The 21,842-nt window shown below is 66.4% G+C and carries 20 protein-coding genes and 1 tRNA gene; 13 read left to right on the top strand and 8 right to left on the bottom strand.

What is annotated here, in order from left to right:
* Positions 1–39: 39 nt before the first annotated feature.
* Genes ACIBCN_RS33655 through ACIBCN_RS33625 form a run of 7 tightly spaced genes read left to right on the top strand, consistent with a single transcriptional unit; the run spans position 40 to position 7,030 of the window.
* Positions 40–711 (top strand): class I SAM-dependent methyltransferase, encoded by a 672-nt coding sequence (locus tag ACIBCN_RS33655; protein ID WP_396995724.1) that lies wholly within the window; start codon positions 40–42, stop codon positions 709–711.
* A gap of 11 nt (positions 712–722) precedes the next feature.
* On the top strand, positions 723–2,147 hold the full coding sequence (locus ACIBCN_RS33650; RefSeq protein WP_396995723.1) for a cytochrome P450: 1,425 nt from the start codon (positions 723–725) through the stop codon (positions 2,145–2,147).
* 40 nt (positions 2,148–2,187) lie between these two features.
* Positions 2,188–2,811, top strand: a complete 624-nt coding sequence (locus ACIBCN_RS33645) for a class I SAM-dependent methyltransferase (RefSeq protein WP_396995722.1) — start codon at positions 2,188–2,190, stop codon at positions 2,809–2,811.
* 36 nt (positions 2,812–2,847) lie between these two features.
* Positions 2,848–3,573, top strand: a complete 726-nt coding sequence (locus ACIBCN_RS33640) for an ABC transporter ATP-binding protein (RefSeq protein ID WP_396995742.1) — start codon at positions 2,848–2,850, stop codon at positions 3,571–3,573.
* The gene (locus tag ACIBCN_RS33635; protein ID WP_396995721.1) at positions 3,570–4,733 is read left to right on the top strand and encodes an ABC transporter substrate-binding protein; all 1,164 of its coding nucleotides are present in this window, start codon (positions 3,570–3,572) and stop codon (positions 4,731–4,733) included. The genes ACIBCN_RS33640 and ACIBCN_RS33635 overlap by 4 nt, the downstream gene beginning before the upstream one ends.
* Positions 4,734–4,783: 50 nt before the next feature.
* Complete coding sequence (locus ACIBCN_RS33630) at positions 4,784–5,542, top strand: ABC transporter permease (protein WP_396995741.1); 759 nt, start codon at positions 4,784–4,786, stop codon at positions 5,540–5,542.
* 24 nt (positions 5,543–5,566) lie between these two features.
* Positions 5,567–7,030 carry an MFS transporter gene (locus ACIBCN_RS33625; protein ID WP_396995720.1) on the top strand — a complete coding sequence of 488 codons (1,464 nt, stop codon included), beginning with the start codon at positions 5,567–5,569 and terminating at the stop codon, positions 7,028–7,030.
* Between the two features lie 236 nt (positions 7,031–7,266).
* Here the strand turns inward: ACIBCN_RS33625 and ACIBCN_RS33620 are convergent.
* From ACIBCN_RS33620 to ACIBCN_RS33595, 6 genes are all read right to left on the bottom strand, one after another.
* Positions 7,267–7,339 (bottom strand) — tRNA-Arg (locus tag ACIBCN_RS33620).
* A gap of 73 nt (positions 7,340–7,412) precedes the next feature.
* Positions 7,413–8,336 (bottom strand): methyltransferase domain-containing protein, encoded by a 924-nt coding sequence (locus ACIBCN_RS33615; protein WP_396995719.1) that lies wholly within the window; start codon positions 8,334–8,336, stop codon positions 7,413–7,415.
* 89 nt (positions 8,337–8,425) lie between these two features.
* Positions 8,426–9,781, bottom strand: a complete 1,356-nt coding sequence (locus ACIBCN_RS33610; RefSeq protein ID WP_396995718.1) for a S41 family peptidase — start codon at positions 9,779–9,781, stop codon at positions 8,426–8,428.
* A gap of 85 nt (positions 9,782–9,866) precedes the next feature.
* On the bottom strand, positions 9,867–10,712 hold the full coding sequence (locus ACIBCN_RS33605; RefSeq protein ID WP_396995740.1) for a DUF1542 domain-containing protein: 846 nt from the start codon (positions 10,710–10,712) through the stop codon (positions 9,867–9,869).
* Positions 10,713–10,810: 98 nt separating this feature from the next.
* Positions 10,811–12,292 carry a flavin-containing monooxygenase gene (locus tag ACIBCN_RS33600; protein WP_396995717.1) on the bottom strand — a complete coding sequence of 494 codons (1,482 nt, stop codon included), beginning with the start codon at positions 12,290–12,292 and terminating at the stop codon, positions 10,811–10,813.
* 174 nt (positions 12,293–12,466) lie between these two features.
* On the bottom strand, positions 12,467–13,609 hold the full coding sequence (locus ACIBCN_RS33595) for an acyl-CoA dehydrogenase family protein (RefSeq protein ID WP_396995716.1): 1,143 nt from the start codon (positions 13,607–13,609) through the stop codon (positions 12,467–12,469).
* A gap of 256 nt (positions 13,610–13,865) precedes the next feature.
* Between ACIBCN_RS33595 and ACIBCN_RS33590 the strand changes: the two genes are divergently transcribed.
* The 4 genes from ACIBCN_RS33590 (at position 13,866) to ACIBCN_RS33575 (ending at position 17,884) form a co-directional block, all read left to right on the top strand.
* Entirely contained in the window at positions 13,866–14,054 is a 189-nt protein-coding gene (locus ACIBCN_RS33590; protein ID WP_396995715.1) for a hypothetical protein, read from the top strand.
* Positions 14,055–14,411: 357 nt separating this feature from the next.
* Entirely contained in the window at positions 14,412–14,801 is a 390-nt protein-coding gene (locus ACIBCN_RS33585) for an ArsR/SmtB family transcription factor (RefSeq protein WP_396995714.1), read from the top strand.
* A gap of 149 nt (positions 14,802–14,950) precedes the next feature.
* Positions 14,951–15,970 (top strand): cation diffusion facilitator family transporter, encoded by a 1,020-nt coding sequence (locus ACIBCN_RS33580; protein WP_396995739.1) that lies wholly within the window; start codon positions 14,951–14,953, stop codon positions 15,968–15,970.
* A gap of 276 nt (positions 15,971–16,246) precedes the next feature.
* Positions 16,247–17,884 carry a long-chain fatty acid--CoA ligase gene (locus ACIBCN_RS33575; protein ID WP_396995713.1) on the top strand — a complete coding sequence of 546 codons (1,638 nt, stop codon included), beginning with the start codon at positions 16,247–16,249 and terminating at the stop codon, positions 17,882–17,884.
* 60 nt (positions 17,885–17,944) lie between these two features.
* Here the strand turns inward: ACIBCN_RS33575 and ACIBCN_RS33570 are convergent, their stop codons facing one another.
* Together ACIBCN_RS33570 and ACIBCN_RS33565 are read right to left on the bottom strand one after the other, a co-directional pair.
* A complete protein-coding gene (locus tag ACIBCN_RS33570; protein ID WP_396995712.1) occupies positions 17,945–18,337 on the bottom strand; it encodes an SCO5389 family protein in 393 nt (130 codons plus the stop codon).
* A 59-nt stretch (positions 18,338–18,396) separates the two neighbouring features.
* A complete protein-coding gene (locus ACIBCN_RS33565; RefSeq protein ID WP_396995711.1) occupies positions 18,397–19,443 on the bottom strand; it encodes a nitronate monooxygenase in 1,047 nt (348 codons plus the stop codon).
* 249 nt (positions 19,444–19,692) lie between these two features.
* Here ACIBCN_RS33565 and ACIBCN_RS33560 point away from each other — a divergent pair, with 249 nt between their 5' ends.
* Positions 19,693–20,514, top strand: coding sequence for a M23 family metallopeptidase (locus ACIBCN_RS33560; protein ID WP_396995710.1), 822 nt, complete (start codon positions 19,693–19,695; stop codon positions 20,512–20,514).
* Positions 20,515–20,605: 91 nt separating this feature from the next.
* Positions 20,606–21,592, top strand: a complete 987-nt coding sequence (locus ACIBCN_RS33555; RefSeq protein WP_396995709.1) for a DNA-binding response regulator — start codon at positions 20,606–20,608, stop codon at positions 21,590–21,592.
* The last annotated feature ends 250 nt before the right edge of the window (positions 21,593–21,842 follow it).

Below are 21,842 nucleotides of genomic sequence, written 5' to 3'. Positions count from 1 at the left end.
TCTTGAATGGTCGGCACACGTCCTGCGACGCCTCAGGCGATGTTCACGAAAATCGCGCCGCGCTACGACCTGGTCAATTCGATCATGACATTCGGTGGCGACAAGAGGCTACGCCGCGCGGCGGTTCGCATGCTCGCGCTCGACACCGATTCCAGGGTGCTCGATGTCGCCGCGGGAACGGCCGAGATCGCGTCCGCGCTGGCCACCGAATATCGATTCCCGATCTCCTATCGGGCCGTCGATCTCAATGAGCAGATGCTGGAAGTGGCGCAACGCAAGCTGACGCGACTACGGCACGAGCACCCCCGCAGTGATTGGGATTTGCTGCTCGGCAGCGCGGAGGAGCTGACCTTCGAGTCGTCTGCCTTCGACGCCGTCGTCATGTGCTTCGCCCTCGATGATATGGACGACCCGGCGGCCGCGCTCGCCGAGACGGTCCGGGTGCTCCGCGACGGCGGACGCTTTCTCCTGATCGAACTCGCACTGCCGGACAACCGGTTGCTGCTCGGGATTCTGAAGTTCCGTTTGCTCGTGATCCGCAGGCTCGCAGGACTATTCGGTCTGGCTTCCGTCGCCCACATGACCGAGGAAGTGGAGTCGGACTGCGGTGCGGAACACACGATCTCCCGCTGTGAAGGCGCCGGACTGACGATGGAATCGCAAGCGCGGTACCACGGCGGCTTGGTCCGTGCGTACGTCTTCCGTAAGTAGAAGGATCCTCTATGGCCACCGAATGCCCACACGTCGAAGCGCCGAAGGTGCACTCCGTTACCGGTCTGACCAGCCGCCGCTTCTCGAATGAGCACCTGCCCGGACCGCCGGGCCATCGCATCATGGGTTCATACCCCGAGTATTCGAAGGATCGCAACAAGTTCTTGCGGGATGCGGTACGGCAGTACGGAGACGTCGTCCGAATCAAGCTCCCACTCCGCGACCTTGTCGTACTGGGCAATCCAGAAGACGTGCACAAGACAATGGGTGACACGTCCGGCGACTACAGCAAGTTCGGAAATTATCATCCTGCTCTGGCGAAGCGGCAGAACGGGCTGTCGTTCGTCGAGGGAGAAATTTTCAGAGAGCGTCGCCGAATCGTCAGTCCGCTGGTCACGCGAGACGGCCTGAAAAATACGTTTCAAGCCAACGTCGACGCCTACCTGCAGACCCTCGATGCGAATATTGCCGCGGCGACGGGCGCCGACGGCGTGACCGATCTGCAAGAAGTGATATTTCAGACACTGTTGCGAGGCGTGCTCGCGCAGACGTACACCGAGCCCTTCACTCCCAAGGAGTTGAAGGAGTTGCACGAGGGCATGGCGACCTTCACCAAGTTCCTCGGATCGACGCTGAAGATCGCTGATCCGCCGAATCTGGTGCGTCCGTGGGGTCCGTACAAGATTCGGCCGTGGACGGTGTACTCGGCGGCGATGATTGTCAAGAATCGTGTTGTCGAGCGGCAGAATTCGCCGGCTCTGGGAACCTATGGCGATGTCTTGGACGGGATGATTCTGGGGTACAAGAAGCTCAAGACCCCCATGGCCTTTTGGGACCTTTGTTTCGATGTGGCGACCATGACCAGCGCATCGTATGGCACTACCGCCGGTGCCATCACCCAAACGGTCGTTCGCACTCTCCTCGACGCCGAGGCGACGCATCGCGTGGTCGACGAGTGCGGCACGGTCGATCTGTCGCAACCGACCATCGAGTCGGTGCGCAGCCTGCGTTGGGTGAAAGCCTGTTTCGAGGAATCGATCCGGATGCAAGGGTTTCCGCTCCTGCTGCGATTCACGGCCACCGCGGCGAACTTCCAAGGGTTCGATATCGCGCCGAACACGATGCTGGGAGCTCCCATCTCGACGATCCACCGCGATCCGCGCTGGTGGACCGATCCCGACACCTTCGATCCGAATCGGTTCTACGACAACAGCAAACGGGTGGATCAACCTCGCCTGCTGCACTTCCTCGCGTGGGGCGCGGGCCCGCATCGATGCACCGGCGCCCAACTCGGATACCTGATCGCGCCCTACCTCGTTGCCCTGATCTTGAGCCAGTACAAGGTCGAAATTCCGCCGAACTTCACGCTGCGCGAGGACACCGGTCTGGCACCGACGATCAAGGGCGGATTCCGCGTTCGATTGACGCGACGTTAAAAGCATTCAGCCGAAAGAATCCGAGAGAGGACTAAAGGAAATGGCAGAGCGGTACGACATTGCAGCGCCCATCTACGACCGGACCGCGTGGGTCCTGTCCCTGGGCGGAATCGACAAGCTGCACCCGGCGCTGGTCGCCGATCTGGACCTGTCCGGCAAGACGGTGGCCGATCTCGGATGCGGTACCGGTCTCGCTTTCCCCGCGCTTATCGAGGCGATCGGCCCGTCGGGCCGGGTGATCGGGTTGGACAACAACGCGGCCATTCTCGCCAAGGCGGAAAGGCGGGTGGTGGCCAACGGGTGGAACAACGTGAAACTCGTGGTCGACGACATCGCGACGACACCGCTGCTCAAGGACGTCGACGTGGTCTTCAGTTGCATTGCGATGAGCTGTGTTCCGGACCCGTCGCACAAATTGGACGAACTGCTCGCGAACCTGAAGCCCGGTACGCGGGTGCGCATCATCGATGCCCTGCCGCGAACGTCCGGATTCGGGTACCCCGCAATCAATGGATACAACTTTCTGAAGTCCTTCATCGTCGGGTCTCACTACCGGAAGCTCGAGCCGTTCGCGCGTGTCTTCGCCGAGCAGTTGAACGACGTGGTCATCGACAGCGTGCACGGCGGCATGTACACGCGGCTGACCGGCGTCAAAGGCGTTTAGAACCCGAATGATCGGTGGCGTTGGGAGGTGGTCGACCTGACCGGGTATGAACTGTCGGTCGATTGTGGCGAAAAGAAGTTCGGCGACAATCTGGTGCTGGACAATGTGGATATCTCGATCGAGCACGGTGAGTTTCTCACCGTGCTCGGCCCGAGCGGCAGCGGCAAGTCCACGCTGCTGCGGGTGCTGGCGGAGCTGGAGCAGCTGACCTCCGGAACGGTGAGCTGGAGTGCGGATGGCGCCCGCCCACGCACCGGAGTGGTGTTCCAGGAGTCCTTGCTGCTGCCTTGGCTCACGGTGATCGAGAACATCTCGCTGGCAAGGCGATTCACCGCCCATCGGCACGAATTCGACCCTCGGTACCCGGCAACCCTGTTGCGGCGCTTCGGGCTGGATGGCCTGGCGCAGCGGTATCCGAGCGAGCTGTCGGGCGGCCAGGCCCAGCGCGTGGCCGTGTTGCGGGCGGCCGCGGCCCGGCCCCGGCTGCTGTTGCTCGATGAGCCGTTCAGCGCTGTGGACCCGGCGACTCGAATCGACCTGCAGCAGTGGCTGGCCGAGCTCGTCGTAGAGATCGAGGCGACGGTCGTGCTCATCACGCATGACGTCGAGGAGGCGATCGCCCTGTCGGATCGGATCGTGTTGCTCGACCGGGGCAGGATCCGCCGGGAATGGCGGGACGTGCGAACGGGCGGCGATACCTCGGCGGCGCTTCGCGAGGACATTCTCCAGCAGTACCATCCGGACGAGGTTGCGGTTCCTTGACAAATATTTCGAGACGGTACCTGTTGGCCGGTGCGACGGGATTGACTGCTGCCGCAGGAATTTTCGGCTCGGCGGAGCTGGCCCGTAGTGCGGCGACCGCCGGGCGGCGGGGCGAGAGTGCGCTTCGAATCGGGTATCTGCCGATCACCGACGCCTCGCCCCTGCTGATCGCGCATGCGGCGGGCCTCTACTCCGCCCAGGTGAGCAGCGGTAAACCCATATTGTTCCGCAGCTGGGCCGGGCTGGCGGAGGCGTTCGTCTCCCGTCAGATCGATGTCGCGCATCTCTTGATGCCGATGGCTCTGCAACTCCAGCGCGTCCTCGGTGCCGGGGTGCGCGTGCTGGGATGGAATCACACCAATGGTTCGGCGCTCACCGTCGCTCCGGACATCACGGATCTGGAGCAGCTGGCGGGATCCCAGATCGCCATCCCGTTCTGGTGGTCGATCCACAATATCGTCCTGCAGCAGCTGTTGCGGGCGCGCGACATCACACCGGTGGTCCGGCGCGGTGCGTCGCGATCCAAACGGACCGTCGAACTCATTGTCATGAGCCCGTCGGATATGGTTCCCGCGCTGGCGAATCGCTCGATCGCGGGGTACACGGTGGCCGATCCGTTCAATGCCATCGCGCAGATCAAGAAGATCGGGCGAATCCACACCTTCCTGGGCGACGTGTGGCGTGAACACGCCTGCTGTGTCCTGGTCACCCGGGAGGACGTGATCGCGGAACAGCCGGCCGCAGTGCAGATGGTCACGGACGCGGTGGTTTCCGCGCAGATGCGGATCACCACGGATCGGAATCAGGCCGCCAGTGCGCTGACCTCCGGCAGCTATCTGCCCCAGCCGCTGCCGGCGGTTCGCACGGCGCTCACCTACCCCACGCTGCCCTACCAATTGCGGCACCCCGATTGGTCACCGCAACTCGTGGGCTTCCAGCCGTACCCGTATCCGAGTTTCACCCGGAAGCTCGTCGAGGCGATGCACGACACGGTGGTCGATGGTGACCGCGGCTTTCTGGACGATTTGGATCCGAACACGGCGCACGCGGGGCTGGTGGACGACACCTTCGTGCTGAATTCGATTGCCACACAAGGAGGCGCGCAGGCCTTCGGGCTGCCCGCCGACCTTGTGAGAGCTGAACAGGTGCAGTTGCTGTGACTTCTACTTTCGTTCGATCGAGCCCCGCTCGTCGCGCCGCGCCTCGGTCCGTGCTGGCCAGGGTTTGGCCCGCGGCGACCGCGGTGGTTCTCACGGTGCTGCTCTGGTGGCTGGCGACAACGGTGCTGTCGCCGGAACATTCGCTGCTGCGTCAGACCGCGCCGCAACGGGTGTTCCCTGCCATCGTCGATCTGTATCACCGCGGCGTGCTGGTCCCCGATGCTGCAATCAGCCTGTGGCGCTTGGTCATCGGCCTGGCTATCGCGATGGTGCTCGGCGTGCCGCTGGGTCTGCTGATCGGCCTGAATACTCGGATCGCAAGCGCGGCAACACCCGTGGTGCAATTCTTGCGCATGATCTCGCCACTATCGTGGACGCCGATCGCCATCGCGCTGTTCGGAATCGGCAATCAGCCGGTCTATTTCCTGGTCGCGGCGGCGGCCATGTGGCCCATCCTGCTGAACACTGTGTCCGGGGTGCATGCGATCGACCGTGGTTTTCTCGACGTGGCGCGGTCTTTTCACGCGACGCGCCTGGAGCAACTGCGCGTCGTGATCATTCCGGCCGTCCGTGAGCACGTCCGGACCGGGCTGCGTCTCGGCCTCGGTACCGCGTGGATCGTGCTGGTGCCCGCGGAGATGCTCGGGGTCAGATCGGGTCTAGGTTATCAGATCCTCAATGCCCGAGACCAGTTGGCCTACAACCAGGTTGTCGCAATCATCCTCGCCATAGGTGTGCTCGGGTCCGCGGTGGACTTCGTGGCGAGCCGCCTGCCCGGGCGGACCTTCAAGGACCGTGCAGTCGCTTGACATCGATAAGTAAAGGGTGAGTTCATGACCGAGAAACGGGCGGTGTCCGACCGTCGCTGGTGGGCGCTGCTGGTGCTGTCGATCGCGCAATTGCTCGTCGTCCTGGATGCGACGATCGTGACGATCTCGCTGCCCTACGCGCAGGCCGATCTCGGTATCCGCGATGCCGACAAGCAATGGGTGTTCACGGCCTACACGCTGGTGTTCGGCGGCTTGCTGCTGCTGGGTGGCCGCCTGGCGGACTATGTCGGCCGGCGGCGGATCTTCCTGATCGGCCTGGCCGGATTCGCGGTGGCCTCCACGCTGGCCGGAGCGGCGGCGACCCCTGGCATGCTGTTCGCCGGCCGGGCGCTGCAGGGACTGTTCGCGGCATTGTTGGCGCCCGCGGCGCTGTCGTTGGTATCGGTGACATTCACGGCGGCACAGGAGCGGGCTCGGGCCTTCGCCGTCTTCGGGGGCGTGTCCGGCGCGGGGTTCGCGGTCGGGCTCATCGGTGGCGGCGCGTTGACGCAATACGCGTCCTGGCGCTGGTGCCTACTGGTGAATGTTCCGATCGCGCTCGCCACCGCGGCGGCGGCCCTGCTGGTCGTCATGCGGGATGTGCCGGTCCGGCGCGAGGGCGGCTACGACCTGCCCGGTGTGGTGTTGGTGACCGCGGGACTCGCGAGTGTCGTGTACGGGTTCAATCGTGCCGCGCAGGCGGGATGGGGCGCGGCCAGTACCGTCGCGCTGCTGGCGGCCGGTGCGTGCCTGCTGCTGGCCTTCGTCGCCACCGAGGCCCGGGCCACCAATCCGCTACTGCCCCTGCGCATTCCGGGCGAGATAAATCGCGGTGGCTCGTTTTTGGTCGCGCTGCTGGTTCCGGTCGCGATGTACGCGGTGTTCCTGTTCCTCAGCTACTACTTCCAGCTGACGCTCGGCTATTCGCCCTTGAAGGCCGGAGTCGCGTTCCTGCCGTTTCCTTTCGGCATCGTCATCTCTGCGGGTATTGCCAGCAAGTTGTTGCCTCAACTCGGCCCGCGCGTACTGATGCTGGCCGGTGCCCTACTCGGGGCGGGTGGGCTGATCTATCTGGCGCAGTTGCGGGTCGGCCAATCCTATTGGGCGGCCGTCCTTCCCGCCGAGATCCTGATCGCGCTCGGCATGGCGCAGATCTTCGTGGCCATGCAGGCCACCGCCCTGTACGCCATCGACGAGCGCGACGCCGGTGTGGCCAGCGGCCTGTTGAACGCCGTGCAGCAAATCGGCGCCTCGATCGGGACAGCGCTGCTCACCACGATCGCCGTGCAGGTCTCCACCCGCTACGCCCATAGTCACCCACCCAGCCCGGACCTGCCGGCCCGCGCCGCGGTACACAGCTACGACGTCGGATTCTACTGGGGTGCGGGGTTTTTCGTGATATCGGCGATCGTGGTCGCGATCACGATTCGGGTCCGGAAGTTGGACCCGGTTGCCGATCCCGGCGGACCGGCAACGATCCAGGTCTAGGTCGTTGCCAGTGATTTGAGCCATTAGACGACAGGGCCAGGGCGAATCCGGCACTGTAGGTGATCGCGAGCTTGTCGTAGCGGGTGGCGACCGCGCGCCAGTGCTCGGCCTTGTTGACGGCTCGTTCGATGACGTTACGCCGCTTGCAGAGCTGTGGGTCGAAGCGCGGTGCCCGGCCACCGGCACGACCCTTGCGTTGGCGGCATGCCTGACCTCAGAGAATGGAGGTCCGACTGTGCCCTCGGCAGGATTCGAACCTGCGACACCCGCTTTAGGAGAGCGGTGCTCTATCCCCTGAGCTACGAGGGCTGGCCCGGTGGTGAGACCGGGACGTCGGGGAGTCTACCGGGTCGAGGGGCTGAGGCCGAAACGGATTCGTTGGTCAGGGTTTTTTGGTGCCTACGGTGATGATGTAGTCGGCCCATGGGCCCCAGAGGGTGAGGGCGGGGCGGCTGAATGCTAGGCGGAGGGCGGGGTTGACGCGGCGCATGTCGTGGTCGCGGAGGCGTTGGGTGAGGTAGGTGGCGAGGGGGGCGTAGACCTCGCGCCGGATGGAGTAGGTGGTGACGTTGCTGAAGCCCGCGTCGATCAGGGCCTGGCGGTAGTGGTGGATGTCGAAGTAGTCGCGTTCGTGCAGGGTGCCGGGGAGGCGGCGGACGCCGGGGCGGTCGGATAGCCGGACGATGGCCTTCGAGGCTCGGTTGGTGCGCGGCACGATGTCCGCGGTGACGAGCTTGCCGCTGGGCCGCAGTACTCGATAGGCCTCCGCGAAAAACTTTGGGTACGAAGGGAAATGGAAGGCGGATTCGAGCGCCGTCACCTTGGTGCACGATTCGTTCTCGCGCGGGAGGTCGACGGCGGAGCCGTATTCGTAGCGTATGCGGTGGTCCAACCCGAGTTCGGCGGCGCGCCTGCTCGCGATCTCGATCTGTTCGACCGCGATGTTCATGCCGATGATCTGCTTCGGCTTGAATTCCTCGGCCCAGAGGAAGTCCTGGTCGCCGTAGCCGAAGCCGACGTCGAGCTGGATGTCGTCGGGACCGAGCTCGGCCTCGCGGGCCACCAGCCTGGCCAGGTCTTTGCTCGCCTCGTCGAGGGTGGCCGGATTGTCGCGCCAGTAGCCGAGATTGATGAACAGCGAGTCCTCGCCGAAGAGGTTCTGCGGGCCGACTACGTCGTAGACCCGGCCGACCCGCTGGCTGGACGGCAGGAACGGCACCTTCGACCACTCGTAGCATTCCTTGGCCCAGCGCCGCGATCGAGTCCGGAAGTCCTCGACCGGAATGTCGGCTGTGGTCAGCGTCATGAGCCCTCCCAGCAGGTGCTCCCCGACCAGTTGCCGCTAGCCGGTCTGGATTCGGGATGCTGACAGTCTCAGACAGTTTGCCGCCGCCGTCAAGCGCCGCTGGTCAGCCAGTGCAGCGCGCGGTCGAAAGCGGAGTCGCGCTGTTGCTCGAATTCCTCGTCGGTGAAGACGGGTTCGGTCAGCTCGGGCGGGATGCCCGCGCCGTCGAAGGTCCGGCCGTCCGAGGTCAGAAATTCCTCGTTCGGCACGCCGAACCACCAGTCCGCGTGCGCGGCGCCGGGCAGCTTGCGCTCCATCATGTCGGAGAACACGCCTTGGGTCGGCTGGCCGATTCTTGTTGTGGGCGAAGGGCGTTCCATCATGGCCTGGGTGCAGGTCTCGCCCGCGCTGACCGTGGATCCGCCGGTCAGAATGGCGATGGGTCCGGAGAAACCGGCGCGGGCAGGTTCGACGCGCTGCGGCTGCGGTTCGGTGGTGCGGGTCTTTTTGGCATAGGCGAAATACGGCCGGTCGGTAAGGCGGGCGGCCAGTTGCAGACCTAGACTGTCTGAGCCGCCACCGTTGACCCGTAGGTCCAGGATCAGTCCGTGCAGCCGCGACAGCCGGTCCGCGGTGAAAATCCCGTCGAGGGCTCGGTCGAGCTCGACACTGTCGGCGGCGAAGGTCCGGTCCGCGGTGTAGCCGCTGAACGAGGAGACCCGCAGGTAGCCGTAGTCCTGCCCGGGCAGATCGGCATAGCCGATGCGGCCGTTCGCGTATTCGGTGAGCGGGTGTTCTAGGTCGCGACGCTGGACGAGCTCTTTGACCTGCTGGTCGAGTTGCGGGCCCGGGATGGTCGTTCCTGGCCTGCCGGTGCCGAAGGATCCGATGTCGCCTGCCGACACGACCACGTGTGCGTCGTTCAGCGGTGCGACCATGTCCCGCAGTACCGCGAAGAGTTCGGCGTCGTCGCCGTGCTGCTCGGCGAGAATGGCGCGATCACGAAAGCGGTCCCGAACCTGTTGCCAGTCAATGCCTTTCGCCGCGAAGAACGGATAGTTCTCCTGGAATGTCTGCCAGAAGACGTCGAAGGCGCTGGGCACGGTGCCGGCGCATGTTGTCGGCAAGGCGGTGAGTCGCCGCAGCGTGCGGTCGCCCGGTGACCCATCGATGCGCAGTGTGGCCCGATCCGGGCCATCGCCTGGACGAAGGGTGAGCACGTCCTTGCCCATGACGTAGCCGCCGGGCTTCCCGGACCGGGCGGCGGTCCCGTCCTTCATGCAGCTGAGCGCGGTCAGTTGAAAGGTCTCCAGCGTGCCGTCGTGCACGGCGAGCGCGCTGCCATAGTCCTCAACCTGCCAGAAACCGTCCGGGAAATCGGCGGCCGCTTTCCCGCACGCCGTGATCGCGCCGACGGCTACCAGTGCGGCAGCGATAGCCGCGGTCCTCTTGCGCTGCATGCTCATTCGTCAACCGTCCGGCACGGGACGGTGCGGCGGCAACCGTGGGGACAGGCGGGTCGGAGGTGGGGCTAGCCGTACCTAGACCAGCTCAGAAGCTGCCACCATCGAACCCGCCGCCGCTGTCGAAGCCACCGCTGTCGAAGCCGCCGCCATCCCAACCGCCACCGTCGAATCCGCCTGCGTCACTACCGGAGTCGTACCCGGAGGTATCGCCGGAGTCGGGCCCGGCGATATCTCCGCTCGGGTCGTATCCGCCGTCATTGCCCGCGGCGGCGAACCCGTCCTGATACCCGTCGCCGTACCCGCTCTCGAATCCTTGCGCGTCGTACCCGACCCCGGACATCCCGGAGAACAGCGACGAGAACAACAGCGCCGAGCCGAGACCCCACGCACCGCCGATCAACGCGGGCTTCCACCACGGCTCGGAGTACCACCCCGCGGGCACCGGGCGGCCCGCCACCCGACCGCCCGGGTAGTAATTCGGTGTCGCGGAAGAAGGATCCGGCGAGGCCGCGATCTCTCGTCCGTCGTGCTCGACGACCCGCTTCTCGGTGACCTTGCCCGCGGTGTCCTGCCCGTCGAGCGCGGGAACCTCGGGGCCGGGATCCATGCCCATCGCACTACGCGCGGCCCGAATGTAATAGAGCCCTTCCAGCGCGGTCTGCTTCGCCAGCCGCGCCTGGGCGGGCGTGCGCGCCTGATCGAGCTGCGACCCGGCGGCGAGCTGCCGCTCGGACGCGTCGACCAACGCCTGCTTGGCGGCCTCGTTCGAGCCGGTGAGGTTGTAGATCTGGCCGCCGAGCCGCTCATTGACCTGGCGTGCGTCGGCCAGCGCGTCGGCGAGCTCGGTGGCCGTGCGCTGCTTGCTCTGCCGGTTCTGCACCACGATGAGGGCGCCAACCGCCACGATCACCACGACGATCAGTAGCCACAACACTGTGCGTACCTCTTCCGTTGCCGGGTCTCGAACATCGTCCAGTTTACTGGGCACTTGCTGAGATCCGGCTGAAAACAGACGGCGCGGTACGAGAGTTAGCGCACCGCCGCCAGCGGTCGCTCGGCCTGCGCCTCGTCGTAATCGGCCAGGTCGAAAGTCTTTGTCTTCCAACGGTAGAGCACGGTCGCGCCCGGCCAGTTGTTGGTGATGCGGCCCGCCGCGTTGCGATACCAGCTGGAACAGAAGTTCCACGGCGTATCCTTCAGTCGCCGCTGCAGCCAGTCGTCCCAGTGCTGTTCGGCGTTCGCGCGGGCGGCGAGGTAGCGGCCCGGCCGGTCGGTGAGGTACTGCACCACCTGCCGGATGTAGCGCGCCTGCGATTCCAGCATGTAGATGATCGAACCGGAGCCGACATTGGTGTTCGGGCCGTACATCATGAACAGGTTCGGGAAATTCGGCACGGACAGGCCGAGGAAGGCGCGCGCTCCCTCGTCGCCCCAGACGTCGGCCAGCTTGCGGCCGCCTACGCCGTAGATATTCATCGGCGCGAGGAACTCGGTGCCCTTGAACCCGGTGCCGTAGACGATGACGTCGACCCCGTGCTCGACGCCGTCCGCGGTGCGGATGCCGGTGGGGGTGATCGCCTCGATCGCGGTGGTCTCCACCGTGACGTTCGGCTGGGCCAGCGCCGGGAAGTACTCGTTGGAGAACAGGCCGCGCTTGCAACCGGCCGCGTAGTCGGGGGTCAGCTTGTCGCGCAGCTCGGCGTCGGGAATCTGCTTGGCCCGATGCCGGTCGGCCAACGCGATCACCGGCGTCTTCATCGCCGGAATATCGGTCAGCGCCAGCGCGAGCACCTCGAACAGTGACCAGATCGCGAACCGCTCGGCGAGCCGGGTCGGCGGCAGATACTTGAACACCGCTTTGTGGGTGGTGCTGTACTCGGTGTCGAACTTCGGCAGCACCCAGGCCGCCGAGCGCTGGAACAGCGTGAGGTGCGCGGCGTCGGGCTGAATGCGCGGAATGTATTGGATCGCACTGGCTCCGGTGCCGATGCAGGCCACCCGCTTGCCCGCCAGATCGACCGTGTGGTCCCATTCGGCGGAGTGGAAGGCGGGGCCTTCGAAGGTGTCGATGCCGGGGATGTTCGGCATGGCGGGCCGCGACAGCTGGCCGACCGCGGGCACGAAGATGTCGGCGGTGAGTCGCGTGCCGTCCCCGGTGGTCACCGTCCATCGGCCGGTCCGCTCGTCGAACTCGGCGTCGGTCACCTCGGTGCCGAACCTGATGAACCGCTTCAGGTCGTGCTTCTCGGCGACACCGCGCATGTACGCGTGGATGTCGCGCTGCTCCGAAAACCGCCGGGGCCAATCGGATTTGGGCTCATACGACCATGAGTAGAGCGGCGAAGGCACGTCACACGCGGCACCGGGATAGGTATTCTCCCGCCACACACCGCCCAGATCCGCGGCGCGTTCCAGGATGGTGAACGAGTCGAGCCCGGCCCGCCGCAGCTCGAGCGCCACGCCGAGCCCGGCGAACCCCGCTCCGACAATGATGATGGACGGCGTTGTCATAACCTGACACTAAACGCCGAACCCGCAGGTCCGAAGACATCCGCGGTCAACCAATCAACATTTTCGGCCACCCGTCCACGCCGCCTTTCCCGCCAGATCCGCACCGGTTCTCGGGATCCGCACTGTTCAAACGGGCGCCAGACGGGTGTGTGTCCCGAGAATGGGTGCGGCTGTCTAGTTCCCGGCGAGTTGGCGGGCGATGACGAGCCGCTGGATCTGGTTGGTGCCCTCGAAGATCTGCATGACCTTGGCCTCGCGCATGTAGCGCTCGACCGGGAAGTCCTGGGTGTAGCCGTAGCCGCCGAGCACCTGGACGGCGTCGGTGGTGACCTTCATGGCGGCGTCGGTGGCGATGAGCTTCGCGACGCTGGCCTGGCGCGAGTAGGGGAGTCCGGCGTCGCGGCGGCGGGCGGCGTCGAGGTAGGTGGCGCGGGCCGAATCGACGGCGGCGGCCATGTCGGCGAGCACGAAGCCGAGCCCTTGGTGATCGATGATGTGGCGGCCGAACGCCTCTCGCTCCTTGGCGTAGGCAACCGCGTCGTCGAGCGCGCGCTGCGCCAGACCCGTCGCGACGGCGGCGATGCCGAGGCGGCCGGAGTCGAGGGCGCTGAAGGCGATCGAAAGTCCTTGGCCCTCTTCGCCGATCAGTCGTTCGGTGGGCAGGAACGAGGCGTCGTAGGCGGCGGTGGTGGTCGGGACGGCGCGCAGGCCCATCTTCTCCTCGGGCTTGCCGAAGCTCAGGCCCTCGGTGTCGCGTGGCACCAAGAAGCACGAAATCCCACGGGAGCCTTCGCCGGTCCGCGCGAACAGGGTGTAGAAATCGGCGCGGCCGCCATTGGTGATCCACGCCTTCGCGCCGGTGATCCGGTATCCGCCATCGACTTTCGTCGCCTTGCAGCGCAGCGCGGCCGCATCGGAACCCGCGTGTGGCTCGGAAAGGCTGTAGGCGCCGATGGTTTCGCCGGACAGCATGTTCGCGAGCCAGCGCTGCTGCTGCTGGTCGGTGCCGAAGGTGAACAGCGGGTGGCAGGACAGGCTGTGCACGCTGACCGCCACCGCGACCGCCGCCCAGCGCGCCGCGAGTTCTTCCAGCACCTGTAGGTACACCTCATAGGGCTGAGCGCCGCCGCCGAATTCCTCGGGATATGGCAGGCTCAGCAGACCGGCCGCGCCGAGTGCGGGAAAGACGCCATCGGGGAACGTCCCGGTCTTCTCGCACTCGACCACCCGCGGCTCGAGCACCTTGTCGGCGATATCGCGGGTCAGCTCGAGCAGGTCCCGAGCCTCGGACGTCGGCAGCATTCGATCCACTGGCATACCCCTACGCTAGCGAGCCGGCCGTCGCCGCAGGCGTCAGGCCGCTGCTGGCAATCGCGGCCGCTCGTGTGGAGATTGTGATCGATCGCTCACCGTGCGTGGAACCTACTGTGCCCGTTCGTTATCCGGCGGACGGTACATTCGACCTGAGCTTCACCGGAAGGAATTCGATGGTGCGCGGTACCCCTCGCGGTCGCCTGTCGATCGTCGTGCTCGCGCTGAGCACGTACCGCGGTCACTATCGGCCACGGATCCGGTGCCGACGACGGTCGAGCGGTACGACGCGGGCGGCTGCGCCCTCGCCGAATTCCGCACGCCGATCGGACCCGACCATGTCGGCGGCGGGCTGCTGAGGCAATCCGGGCGCGGAATCGAGCTGCAACGCGCGTTGATGAATTTCCTACTGACACACCGGCTCGGCGGATCGCGTCAGGCGTGCCGATGAGTATTCTGTCGGTCAATCCGACATAGACGACCGGTCGGCCTTCTATAGGCGTGCAGATGTAATTGCATTTCGCGGGCGCGAGCCTTGCTGCGGCGCGGGCAAATTCACGCTGGTCACGGCGGTAGCCGCCAGTTGTCCAGCGGCCGCCGGCCGCCGGGTTTTGTCTCATTCGGATGTTGTTCGGCAGGTTAGCTGGCGCACTAGCGCCAAAGCGACTAAGACAGTGAACGGTTCGATGGGGACGGACCGGCATGTCGGCGGCCACGCAGGGGGTGTCGCCGCCATTCCGGTCCGGTGGGGACGAGGTCGGGCAATTCGAGGTAGCCGCGGCCCGTTCGCCTGGTCTATTATCTGCGTATGAATGCAGATAGCCAGGAAGGTCGGTCGCCGCTGGCGGAGGATCAGGTGGGCCTGGTTGTCGAGGTGTTCCGGATGCTGGCCGACGCGACCCGGGTCCAGGTGTTGTGGGCACTCGTCGACCGCGAACTGTCGGTGAACGACCTCGCGGGACACGTCGGCAAACCTGCGCCCTCGGTCTCCCAGCATCTGGCCAAGCTGCGGATGGCGCGCCTGGTCGGCACCCGCCGATCCGGCACGACGATCTACTACAGCCTGGAGAACGAGCACGTCCGGCAGCTGGTGGTGGACGCCGTTCACAACGCCGAGCACGCGGGCCCCGGCGTGCCGCCGCACCACCGTGGCGAGGCCGCCGTGCGCGAGCTGCCGGCGCAGCGGGCCGCGCAATGACCTGCACGAAACAAGGCACTGGGCAACGGATCTCGGAGCGTGACGTGGTGAATACAACGGATGGGCACGGCGGCGACCGGCATGAGCACGGCCACGCGCATTCGCATGCGCACAGCAAAGAAACCGGGCACGGTCATGGCCACGCGGCGATGCACGCGCACGGCGAAAGTCGCAGGGGCCATGGAAGTTTCGGACACGGCCACGGCGAACATCCGCACGAGCATCCGAAGGGATTGCGCGGGGCCATCCGCGAGATCTTCGTGCCGCACAGCCACGACGCGGCCGACAGCGTCGACGACGCGTTGGAGGCCAGTGCCGTCGGCATTCGAGCGGTGAAGATCAGTCTCGCGGTCCTCGGCGTGACCGCGGTACTACAGGCGTTGGTGGTTGCGGTATCGGGGTCGGTTGCCTTGGCAGCCGACACTATTCACAACTTCTCGGACGCGTTGACCGCGGTGCCGCTGTGGATCGCGTTCGCACTCGGGCGGCGCGCGGCCACCCGGCGCTACACCTATGGGTTCGGCCGCGCCGAGGATCTGGCCGGCCTGTTCGTCGTCGCGATGATCGCGCTGTCGGCCTTGGTCGCCGGATACGAGGCGGTCCGCAGACTCATCGCGCCGGTGCCGATCGAGCATCTCGGCTGGGTCGCCCTCGCGGGCGTGATCGGCTTCCTCGGCAACGAGACCGTCGCGCTGTACCGCATCCGGGTCGGGCGGCAGATCGGCTCGGCCGCACTCATCGCGGACGGCCTGCACGCCCGCACCGACGGCTTCGCCTCGCTGGCGGTGCTGATCGGTGCGGCAGGCGTCGCACTCGGCTTCCCGCTCGCCGACCCGATCGTCGGCCTGCTGATCACCGTGGCCATCCTCGCGGTGCTGCGCACTGCGGCCCGAGATGTGCTGCGCCGCCTGATGGACGCGGTCGAGCCGGGCCTGGTGACCGCCGCCGAACGGGCCCTCGCCGCCGAACCGGACGTGCAGGGCGTGCGCAGCCTGCGGATGCGCTGGATCGGCCACCGGCTGCACGCCGACGTCGAACTGGACGTCGCACCGTCCATCACCCTGGCCGACGCCCACCGCGTCGCCCACGAGGCCGAGCACACCCTCACCCACGTCGTCCCCAAACTGAACACCGCCGTCGTGCACGCCTACCCGGCGCACGCCGGGTAAATTCACCCACGCTGTTACCGGCCCGGGCGCCAACGGGACTGTTGTGGCGCCTGAGTCTGGCTTGAATACTCGCCAGAGGCGCCGCCGCGGCCCCGGCCCACACAGGCTGCGTGCAAATCCTTCGCCGACTGATTTCGCCAGCCCATGGGTAACTCGCCGGGTATGGGCTAATTCCGCGCACGGCGCTACCGCCGGCCGCCGACGCAACTACCGTGGCACCTGAATCTGGCTGAATTCCCGGAGAGGCGGGACAGGCCACTGAAAAAAGGAGTTCCGATGTTGAGCACTATGCAGGACGAGCCGTTGTCGTTGGCGACGTTGCTGCGCTACGCATCGACGTTTGTCGGCGATTCGACCGTGTCCACCTGGACCGGTACGGGCGTGCGCACCATGACCTATCGCGAAGTCGGTGCGGACGCGGCGCGGCTGGCGAACGCGTTGCGCGAGCTGGGCATCGGCATCGGCGATCGAGTCGGCACATTTATGTGGAACAACAACGAGCATCTGGTGGCCTACATCGCGGCGCCGGCGATGGGAGCGGTGCTGCACGCGCTCAACATCCGGCTGTTCCCCGATCAATTGGTCTTTGTGGCCAACCATGCCGAGGACAAGGTGGTGCTGGTCGACGGCACGTTGCTGCCGATGTTCGCCCAGTACCTGCCTAACCTGAAGACGGTCCGGCACGTCATCGTGGTCAACGGCGACGCCTCGACGCTGTCCGCTCCTGAGGGCGTGCAGGTGCACGCCTACACCGAACTCCTTGCCGCGCAGCCGGATACCTATGACTTCCCGGTGATCGACGAACGTTCCGCCGCGGCAATGTGTTACACCTCCGGCACCACCGGCGACCCGAAGGGCGTGGTGTATTCGCACCGCTCGAACTGGTTGCACGCGATGCAGGTGTGCTCGCCGAGCGGCATGGCCTTCACCGGCCGTGACAACATCCTCACCATCGTCCCGCTGTTCCACGCCAACGCGTGGGGCCTCCCGTACGCGGCGCTGATGTCGGGCGCGAATGTTCTGATGCCGGACCGGTTCCTGCAGCCGGGCCCGCTGCTGGAGATGATGGCGGCGCAGCAGCCGACGTTCGCCGCGGCGGTGCCGACCATCTGGGGTGGCGTGCTGGCCGGTCTGGCCGCGCACCCCCAGGATATCTCCCATCTGCGCACCGCGGTGGTCGGTGGTTCCGCCGTGCCGCCGTCGATGATGCGGGCCTTCCAGGAAAAGCACGGCGTGCGCATCCTGCACGCGTGGGGCATGACGGAGACCTCGCCACTCGGCAGCGTCGCGCATCCGCCGACCGGCGTGACCGGCGAGGACGAGTGGGAGTACCGCTACACCCAGGGCCGATTCCCGGCGAGCGTGCAGGCCAGGCTGGTCGGCGACGACGGCAGCGTGGTCCCGAACGACGGGGAAGCGCTGGGCGAGTTGGAGGTTCGTGGTCCGTGGATCACCGGCTCCTACTACTCGCCGGACGGCGCCGAGATCGACCCGGACAAGTTCGACGACGGCTGGCTGCGCACCGGTGACGTCGGCAAGATCAGCAAGGACGGCTATCTCACCCTGGTCGACAGGTCCAAGGATGTGATCAAGTCCGGCGGCGAATGGATTTCGTCGGTGGACCTGGAGAACGCCGTGATGGGTCATCCGGCCGTCGCCGAGGCGGCCGTGATCGGCGTGCCGGACGAGAAGTGGGACGAGCGGCCGCTGGTGGCGATCGTGCTCGCCGAGGGGGCCGAGGCGAAGGCCGACGAGCTGCGCGACTTCCTCGCCGACAAGTTCGCGAAATGGCAACTGCCGGAACGCTGGACGTTCATCGCCGAGGTGCCGAAGACCAGCGTCGGCAAGTTCGACAAGAAGCGCCTGCGCGCCCAGTACGCCGATGGCGACCTGACGGTCACCACCCTGTCCTGATCGCGGACAGCCCGGCGCGGCGGGAAATCGCTTGCCGCGCCGGGCTTATCCGTGCGCCGATCAGCAGTTGCGCAGCTCCGGGCTCTGATTGAGCAGCTGAGCCCTGGTCCCGATGAACGTGCTGTAGGTGTCGCCACCGACCGCGGCGATCGGGAAGGCGGCCACCCGGTGGCAGTTCTGGAAGGCGAGCTTCACGCCGAAGTGCCGCTCCAGTCCGCCGCGGATCGCGTCGGAGGCCATGGCGCGCAGCAGCTGACCGCGCGCGACCTCGTCCGGCGGCGGCACCACATTGTCGGCGTATTCGGCTGTGCCGGAATGCAGTTCGCCGGCGACCCGGCTGACGACTTCCCAGGCGTATGGCAACGAGTGGCGGACCACCTCGACGAAATCGGCGTCGTCGACTTCGCCGCGTTCGGCGCGTTCGAGCAGTGGGGCGGGAACATCGAGGGACATAGCGCTCTCCTCCGAGGGTGGATGGCTGATGCGCTGTCGAGTCTAATCGAAAGTCGTTGTCAACAATCCTGGATTCGCCGCGAAAGTGCCGCCTTCAGTGCGGTTTTGGCATCGGCGGCGAGCGTGCTAATCAGTTCGCCTGCCGGTAGCTCGGGTGCCAGTGTGTGGGTTTGGCCCGCCCACAGATTCACGTTGTCCTGGTTGCCCGCAGCCCGCGCTTCGGCCCGCAAAGGCGCGGTGGCGTAATGGATCTCCGGGTACGCGACGGGTGCGGTCGCGCTGTGTTCGACCATGAATTGATTGCGCAGGCCACGCGCTCGGCGCCCGGTGAAGGCGCGAGTGAGCATGGTCGGGGTGTCCGCGCCCAACGCGGCGCGATGCACCGGATTGGTGCCCGCCTCGGGGCAGCGCAGGAATACCGTGCCGAGTTGCACCGCGGCCGCGCCCGCGGCGAGTGCTGCCGCGATGCCGGCGCCCGTGCTGATGCCGCCGGTAGCCACCACCGGCACGTCAGTGGTCGCGGTCAGGATCTGCAGCAGGGCGAGCACGCTGAGCGGATCGGTGGCATCGTCCTCGGCCCGGTCGACGAACGTGGCGCGATGCCCGCCCGCCTCCGCGCCCTGCGCGATGAGCACGTCGGCACCGCGCTCGGCGGCGATCCGCGCTTCGGCGGCCGAGGTCACGGTCACCCAGCTCTCGGAGCCGACGGCACGCAGCCGCGAGATCTCCTCGGCGGTGGGGCAGCCGAAGGTGAAGGAGACCACCGCGACCGGATCGGCGACGAGCAGATCCAGTTTGGCGTCCCAGTCGTCGGTGTCGTATTTCGCGTCGCCGACCGGATGCTCGCGCGCGAGCTCGGCGAGATAGTCGGCGAAGTCGGCGGCCGGGGTGGCGGGGCCGGGCACGAAGAGGTTGACGCCGAAGGGGGAGTCGGTCGCGGTTCGGGTCGCGGTGATTCGGGCGGCGGTATCGGCCGCGCTCAGGTAACCGGCGGCGAGTAGGCCGAGGCCACCGGCCTCGGCGACCGCCACGGTCAACTCGGGCGTAGAGGGGCCACCGGCCATCGGGGCGAGCACGATCGGGACTGCCAAGTCGTCGATGATCACGAGTCGAGTGTGACCTACTGGACGAGTGACCCGGTATTTACCTGGGTCTTTGCCGCAGAAGGTTGCGGAATGGTCACGACGGGGTAGAGTTCCCGTCACAACGGATGCCAAACCGTTACATCGCAGGCTTCACCGGATCGTTACCGAAACCGGTTGGCGACAGGCCAGGCACCGCTGAACCAACTGTTCTTCGGACGCAAGGACGCAGCTGTGTCGCACCATCGGGTAGGCCCCAGTTCCATTACCGTCATGAGCCTCATCGGCGATGATATCTCGGGTCGGCCGACGCGGCATCGCGTCGAGTCGACCGCGACCGAGCGGGTGAAGGTCGCCGCCGGTGTCGCGGTCGCCGCGGGCGCCTTGATCGGCACCGTCTCCCAGATCGCCCCGGCCGTCGCCAGTCCGCTGCTGCCCGGTGCGCACGACGGTGACGAGGCCGACGCTCCGATGACCTTCCGCGGCACCGGCATTCTGCCGGTCGCCCAGGTCAAGGCCGCCCCCGCGCCGGCGGCCCCGGCTCCCGAGGTGCCGGTCGCCACCCAGGTCGCCGCTCCCGTGGCCGCCCCGTTCGGCCTGCAGAACCTGCCGCCGGAGATCGCGGGCCCGCTGGCCCAGGCCGAGCAGATCCTCAAGGGCGTGCAGCAGCAGGCCGCACCCGCGCCGATGGGTGCGGTGCGTCCGGTCGGCGGCGAGATCAGCTCCGGCTTCGGCAGCCGCTGGGGCGAAATGCATTACGGCCTCGACTTCGCCGATCAGATCGGCGCCCCCATCCACTCGGTGAGCAACGGCACCGTGATCGAGGCGGGCCCCGCGTCCGGCTTCGGCCTGTGGATGCGCGTGCAGCAGGACGACGGCACCATCGCCGTCTACGGGCACGTCAACGAGATGCTCGCGCACGTCGGCCAGCGGGTGAACGCGGGCGATGTCATCGCCACCGTCGGCAACCGGGGCAACTCCACCGGACCGCACCTGCACCTGGAGATCTGGGACCAGAACGGCACCAAGATCGATCCGATGCCGTACTTGGCCGCCAAAGGAGTGCCGCTGCAGTGGGGCCCCTCGGCGCACTGATTCCGCTGCCCGGCTTGATATTCCGTCGATCTTCTCGCTCGCTGTTGGGCATGATGCCCCGCGAGGACCGGTCGGTCGATAGGCTCGGGCCGTGACAGAGCTGGGCGACATCTTCGAGCCTGGATCACCGCACGGCCGCACCTATGCCGTGCTGGTGCATCATCCGCGATCGAGTCTCGCCGATATCGCGCAGTACCTGGGCGTTTCGGAGGAGACCGCGGCGGCATCATTGAACGTGCTCGCCGACTTGCGCGCCGCCGTGCGCGTGCCGGCCTCCGAGGGCATTCCGGCGGTGTGGGACGCCCATGCCCCGGAGTCGTTGTCGGAGGCCGAGGCTCGGCGCAGGCAACAGCAGATCAACCAGATGCACACGGCCGCAGCGCGGCTCAGCGAGACGTTCCGTTCGGTGCGCCGCTCGCCGCGCAGCAATGGCGCCGTGGTCCCGGTTTTCGAACGCCTGGAAATGCTGGCCGATTTCGAGGAGATGCAGACCAGCGCGCGCACCGGCGTCAAGGTCATCGAGCGCGGGCCCTACCTCAGCGATATCGAGCGCGAGCGACAGTTGTTCCAGCTCAAGCGGAATCGGCTCGGCGAGGGTATCCGGTATCAGACGCTCTACCAGGACACCATCTATCAGGATCCGGATCGGCTGCGCCACGCACTGTCCACCAATGCCAGTGGGGCGCAGGCGCGCACGCTGCCGGAGCCGCCGTTCAAAATGATCATCAGCGACGACGAACGCGCTAGCCTGGTGCTGCACGTCGACGAACGCCGCTCGGACCCCATGGGCTTGCGGATCACCGGCTCACCCGCGCTGGACCTGCTGATCAAAACGTTCGACGTGCTGTGGTCGCTGGCCGCGCCCATCTCGGTGAACCCGACCGCGGAGGCCCTCGACGAACGCGACCGCGCCATCCTGACCCTGATGGGTCTCGGCGCCACCGACGACACCATCGCGCGACGGCTGGGTATGTCTCGGCGTACTGTGGTCCGCCGGACCGCGCGACTACTGGAGCGGCTCGGCGCGAGCACCCGATTCCAAGCCGGGGTGCAGGCAACCCGGCGGGGTTGGTTGTGAACTAGTTCACCGATCCGGGTACTCCTGCAACGTGAGCGGTTCTGTAGCGATATAAACCGTGGCATCTGGCAAGACACCGCTTCCATGGGGGTAGCGGCGGATGTGTGAACAAGAACAGGAGCCACCCCAAGGGGGCGCGGACCGCTGTCAGCGGTCTGTACGAATCCAAGACAGCACGCGTGGACACCGATCAGTCCCTTATATGATTGCTCGGAACCGCGCTGGCCCCGGACGATATGCCCTCTATGGG

The sequence above is a fragment of the Nocardia sp. NPDC051052 genome, from assembly GCF_044456045.1.
Lineage (GTDB): Bacteria > Actinomycetota > Actinomycetes > Mycobacteriales > Mycobacteriaceae > Nocardia.
This window is presented reverse-complemented; position numbering and strand designations above follow the sequence as displayed.